The organism is Streptomyces lonarensis, assembly GCF_012033735.1.
In the GTDB taxonomy this organism is placed as follows: domain Bacteria; phylum Actinomycetota; class Actinomycetes; order Streptomycetales; family Streptomycetaceae; genus Streptomyces; species Streptomyces lonarensis.
In genome coordinates, this window is sequence record NZ_JAAVJD010000306.1 from 1 (window position 1) to 5,128 (window position 5,128).

Consider the following 5,128-nt stretch of genomic DNA (forward strand, 5'->3'; position numbering starts at 1 on the left):
CGGGCTCGCCGCCGGGGCCGCCCGGGGTGCCGGGCTCCTGCCCGCCGGACGGGCCGCCGCCGGGGGTGCCGCCGCCGGCGTCGTCGTCCGGGGCGGGGCCGGGCGACGGGCTCTCCCGCTGCTCGGAGGCGGCGAGTTGCGCCGCGCGGTCGGCCGCGGGGCCGCCGGCGCAGCCGGTGGCGAGAACCGCCAGTGCGGCGGTCAGGGCGAGCGCCGCCGACCGTGTGCCTCCCGGCCCGTACCACGCCATGGTGTCTGCTCCCTCGCCCAACTGCGGCCGCCTGCGCCCAGACTGCCACAGCGGCGTGGCGAACGGGCGGGCTGCGGACAGGAGTAGCCGGGCAGCTGCGGGTCACCGGGCGCCCCCGGTCCCGGGGGCCCGGCGCGGTGTGGGGTGCCGCAGCCCCGTGCGCGCGAAGGGGGGCGGGACGGCCGACGGCCGGGGAGAGCGGGACGTTCCGGTCCGCTTCGGCGGGCCGCGGGCTAGGGTCCTGGCATGACACACCTGAACGAAGGCCCGGCGGCCGAGCCGGGGCAGCCGCGCGGCGGCACCTCCGCCGCGACCGCCGGCGGGGCGGACGCCCGTCCGGCGCCGGTGCTTCCGCCGCAGCAGGCCGGGGGCGGCGACGCGGCCTCTCCGGGCGGCGGTGCGGGGAGGCCGCCCGGCGGGAGCGCCCTCGCCGCGTTCACCGGCTGGCGGCTTGCCGTCGCCGCCTGCGCCTTCATCGGGTACACCGACGTCGCCGTCCGGTTCGGCGACCCGCTGCTGGCGCTGGAGGACCTGAGCCACCTCGCCAGCTTCGTCACCGGCCTGCTGTACCTGGGCCTGGCCGCCTACCCGTTCGTGACCGGCCGGGTGCGGATCGAACCGCCGAGCCCCTGGGCGCGCGGCGCGGCGGCGGTCGCGCTGCTGCTGGTCGGCGTGGTGTGGCACACGCTGATGGACGGGCTGGAGACGGGCTACCTGACCACCTCGGCGCTCTTCACCCACCTGGTGACGCCGCTGGTGGTGCTGGTCGACTGGCTGTTCGTCGGCCGCAACCAGCACCGGGTGCGGTGGTGGTTCCCGCTGAGCTGGACGCTGCCGCTGCTGGCCTACCTGGTGTTCATGATCGCGGCAGGGGTCGAGTCCTACAGCGACTTCCTGGACCCGGCCTCCGACGGGTTCGTGGTGACGCTCTCCGGGTTCATCGCGGCGGTGATCGTCGCGGGGTACGGGCTGCTGGGTGCCGCCCGGCTGACGCGGCCGGTGCGGGGCGCCGCCGCCGATCGCCTCGGGGCCTGACCGGGGCGGCGCCACGGCGGGGCGGGCCGCTGCCCCGGCCACGCCCCGGAACCGTGCGGGTCTCAGCCGCCGGAACGGACCGCCGGGGCGGGGGCGCCCGGCGACCCGGCCGGGGCGGCCGGTGCAGCGGCTTCGCCGGGCTCAGCCGGCGCGGCGGGCTCGACCGCCGACCGGTGACGGCTCGCACCGTCGGCCCCGACCTCGGCCTCGACATCAACCTCGCCCTCGGCGTCCGTGCCGGTGGCCGGCCGCCGGAGGGTGAGGTGCGCGCCGAGCGGGCAGCAGAGCACCACCAGACCGGCCCACATCGCGAACGAGAAGCTCCAGAGCCCCATCATCAGCCCGATGGCGAAGTGGAACAGCACCCCGGCGGCCAGCAGCCGCCAGCGCCAGCGCTGCGGCAGCAGCAGCGCCACCGCCAGCCCCAGCTCGATCGCGAGCGGCAGCCAGGTGAGAGCGGCGACGCCGAGCGGGTTGCGGATCACCGGGTCGACCAGCGGTTGCAGCAGCCCGGGGGCGCCGAAGGCCGGATGGGTGGCCCAGTACCACATCACGGTGCCGTCGGCCCATTCCGCGTGGGGCAGCTTGGCGACGCACGCCTGGAAGTAGAGCAGGGACATCTGCACGCGCACCACCACCAGCGCCGAGAGGCAGCCCAGCGCGACGGCGCGGCTCGCCGGGGTCTCGCCACGGTCCGCGGGGAGGCGGTCCCAGTGGAAGCGGCGCGGGTCGCCGAGGGCGGTGAGCGACAGGAGCAGCGCGAGGATGGTGGCGATCTGGTCGCCGCCGTCCGAGATGGCGACGTTGCCCCAGACGCTGAAGGTCACCCAGGCGTGCGGCAGCGCGGTCCAGCGGGGACGCCAGCCGGAGGCGACGACCAGTAGCACCGCCACGCACAGCAGCCGGGCCGCCGTCAGCCGGTCCTCCGGGACGAGGCAGAACACCCCGATCCCGCTGACGCCGCCGCAGCCGACGCTCTCCTCGATGCCCGAGACGGGGCGGAACAGGGTGTCGGTGGAGCTGAGGAGCACGGTGCCCAGCGTCGCCAGGGCGACCAGGGTGCGGGCGAGGCCGTAGACGGCGGTCCACGGCAGCGGGATGGTCCTCACGGGCAGGTCACCTCCAGGACGAGGGCGTTCTCGACGATGTGGGTGGTGTCGTAGAGGTCGCGCCAGGCGAAGGGCACGGGCGACTCGTGGACGATCCCCACCCGGCCGCAGAGCGTCGGCGAGGGCCCGGGGTTGACGACCTCGGCGCTGACGGGGGCCGCGGCCAGGCACTCCGGCGCGGTCCGCCCCTCGCACTCCAGGGGCTCGACCTCGCGGACCTCGTAGAACAGCACGCCGAGCTCCACCCCCTGCGCCCGGCTCGCGCGGTCGAAGCCGAACTCCGCGTGGCGGCCGAGGCGGGCGTCCTGCCAGCCGTCGGCGGTCTCCGTCCACGCGCCCATGTCGGGGTCCCGGGGCGACTTGGTGAAGAACGCCCAGCCCTGCGGGAGGACGGCGCGGCTCGTGTCGGTGACCGACGCCTGCCCGGGCAGCTTGACGACGTTGTCGGGCAGGTGGGCCTGCGCCACGTACAGGGCCAGCACCGTCCACACCGCGGCCGCGGCGGCGATCCAGCTGCGTGGCGTCCGGGTAGTCGGGGGCGCGGTGACCGCGATGCGGCCGCGCCACCGCGCGGGGTCGGTCCACTTCATGTCGGTGACTCCTTGGCGTCGCGGCCCACGGCGGGCGCGGTGAGGCGGGTGGGGCGTCAGAGCCAGCCCCGGTCGCGGGCGAGCAGCGCGGCGTGCACCCGGTTGTCCGCGCCGAGCAGGTGGATGAGTTCGGCGACGTGCCGCCGGTAGGTGCGCAGCGAGAGGCCGACGCGGCGGGCGCCGGTCTCGTCCTTGCTCGCGCGGCACATCGCGGCGAGGACCTGTGCCTGGACCTCGCTGATGGCGCCGTCCCCCTCCGGGTCGGTCGGGGTGTCCGCGCCGTCGAACTCCTCGGCCTCCTCCCAGAGGCGTTCGAACTCCCGGACGAGGGTGTCGACCAGTCCGGGTTCGCGCACGCAGAGGGTGCCGCGGTCGCCGTCCACCGGGTCGGCCGGGAGGTGCGCCACCTCCCGGTCGTGGACGGTCAGCGTGCGGTCCAGCTCGGGGGCGACCCGGACCAGGGCGCCGGCGAAGGCGAGTTCACGGAGGTGGCGGACGACCAGGGGGTCCTCCAGGGCGTCGGGGGCGACGAGTTGGCGCACGGTGGTGCCCTGGCGGAGGTGGCGGTGCTTCACCGGTTCGGTGCGGCGGATGTGGTCGGTGGTCAGCACGTCGGTCGGCTCGGCGGTGAGGAGTTCCGCACAGGAGATGAACGACAGGGCACGCAGCCGCAGTTGCAGTTCGACGGGGTCGGTTATCCGCTCGACGAGCGCGGTCTCCGCCGGGGCCTCGCCGTCCGGCGGCACGGGGGTGTCGGCGCGGTGCCGCTCCAACTCCTCGACGACGGAGCCGGTGTGGGCGAGGGCGCGGACCTGGCGCAGCAGGTGGTCCATGCGGTCGTCGACGAGCCGGGCGACGGCGGCGTCCGGTTCCTGGGCGCGCCAGCCCTCGCCGTGCTCCTCGACGACACCGAGCTCCCGGAGCCGGTCGAGCGCCGCTTCCACGGTGCCCGCGCGGGCGCCGAGCACCGACCGGAGATGGCGGGTGGGGACCTCCGGTTCGGCGAGCAGCCGGCGGTAGACGTCCTCCTCCGCCGGGGACAGGCCGAGCACCCGCATGACGCGCCGGCTCACCTGCGGCACCCCCGTCCGTGGGCCGTCGGCCCCTGGCGACTCGTTCCGCACCTGTGCACCTCCCCCGGTCAGCGGTGTCGTTCGCGGGCCCGGCGCGGCCCGGTTCCGGCCGGCGGGGTCCGGTCGGAACCGGGGCCGTACCGGGCCCCGCCGGCACGGCTCAGGCCGTCCGGAGCACCGTGGCGAGCTGCGCGATGCTCTCCTCCGCGCCGAGTTCGCCCCGTATGACCTGGCTGTAGAAGTGCTGGATGTCCCAGGCGTACTGGGCGTTGAACACGGCGACCGCGTTGCCGATCGCGAGGACGTTGACGGCGACGATGGCCATGACGCAGGCGCCCTGGCCGTACGGCTCGACCGCCTCGTCGATGGCGGTCTGGTGGGCGGCGAGCACCTTGGTGGCCGTCTCCAGGCCGCTCTGCACCCGGCGCGGGTCGCCGCTGCGCAGGTCGGCGGAGAAGTCGGCGAAGAAGGTGGGCTCGTTCCGCTCGATGGTGTCGAGCAGGGCGTCCGCGGCGGCGACCGCGTCGGCGCTGCGGTTGTGCTCCAGGACCTCCGGCGTGTCGTTGTAGAAGCCCGCCTTGATCAGGCCGTCGGCGACGGGGCCCTGGGTGAAGACCAGGCCGCGGAGCAGGTCGCGGCCGTCCTCCGTCGCGGTGGCCGCGTGCTGCTCGATGAGGTGCTCGTGGCTCGCGGGGGCGGCGGCGGTCGACGCCTGGGCGGTGCCGACGACCCCCGCTCCGGCGATCAGGGCGACGGCGGCCGCGGTGGCTATCGTCTTCGGTGAGAACTTCACGTGTGGTGCCTCCTGGACGGAAACGACGGTCGACCCCCGCCCCGGGCCGCGGCAGCACGGCGACGCCGCTGCTGGTGCGCGGCGACCGTCCGGCGGTGGGCTGGGGGAGATCCACACCCTGCCCAGCGGGCGCCACCGCCCTCAAGAGGTGAGGACGGGCACATGGTGCAGCGGGTTGCAGCATGTTGCCGGAACCGTCCCGTCCGCCCCCGTCGGTCCCGCGGGCCACACCCGCGGGGCGCCCTGCCGGGCCGCGGGCGCCGGGCACGACCGCGGCC

5 protein-coding genes and 1 pseudogene are annotated in these 5,128 nt (G+C 76.1%); 1 reads left to right on the forward strand and 5 read right to left on the reverse strand.

All coding sequences use genetic code 11. The features are described from left to right. Positions 1 to 250: pseudogene (locus tag HCN56_RS23325) on the reverse strand (hypothetical protein); the annotation flags it as partial. A 246-nt stretch (positions 251 to 496) separates the two neighbouring features. Between HCN56_RS23325 and HCN56_RS23330 the strand changes: the two are divergent. Further along, the gene (locus HCN56_RS23330) at positions 497 to 1,285 is read left to right on the forward strand and encodes a hypothetical protein (protein WP_209313097.1); all 789 of its coding nucleotides are present in this window, start codon (positions 497 to 499) and stop codon (positions 1,283 to 1,285) included. 62 nt (positions 1,286 to 1,347) lie between these two features. Here the strand turns inward: HCN56_RS23330 and HCN56_RS23335 are convergent, their stop codons facing one another. From HCN56_RS23335 to HCN56_RS23350, 4 genes are all read right to left on the reverse strand, one after another. After that, positions 1,348 to 2,394, reverse strand: coding sequence for a sporulation-delaying protein SdpB family protein (locus HCN56_RS23335; protein WP_312871400.1), 1,047 nt, complete (start codon positions 2,392 to 2,394; stop codon positions 1,348 to 1,350). Next, a complete protein-coding gene (locus HCN56_RS23340) occupies positions 2,391 to 2,984 on the reverse strand; it encodes an SdpA family antimicrobial peptide system protein (protein ID WP_167974292.1) in 594 nt (197 codons plus the stop codon). Before HCN56_RS23340 ends, HCN56_RS23335 begins: the two co-directional genes overlap by 4 nt. Positions 2,985 to 3,040: 56 nt before the next feature. After that, positions 3,041 to 4,057, reverse strand: a complete 1,017-nt coding sequence (locus HCN56_RS23345) for a helix-turn-helix transcriptional regulator (protein WP_167974294.1) — start codon at positions 4,055 to 4,057, stop codon at positions 3,041 to 3,043. Positions 4,058 to 4,217: 160 nt separating this feature from the next. Further along, entirely contained in the window at positions 4,218 to 4,850 is a 633-nt protein-coding gene (locus HCN56_RS23350; RefSeq protein ID WP_167974296.1) for a sporulation delaying protein family toxin, read from the reverse strand. Positions 4,851 to 5,128: the final 278 nt, after the last annotated feature.

Bases quoted from the DNA above. Each gene is read 5' to 3' on its own strand.
- HCN56_RS23330 (WP_209313097.1), top strand. From the start codon at position 497: ATGACACACCTGAACGAAGGCCCGGCGGCCGAGCCGGGGCAGCCGCGC.
- HCN56_RS23340 (WP_167974292.1), bottom strand. From the start codon at position 2,984: ATGAAGTGGACCGACCCCGCGCGGTGGCGCGGCCGCATCGCGGTCACC.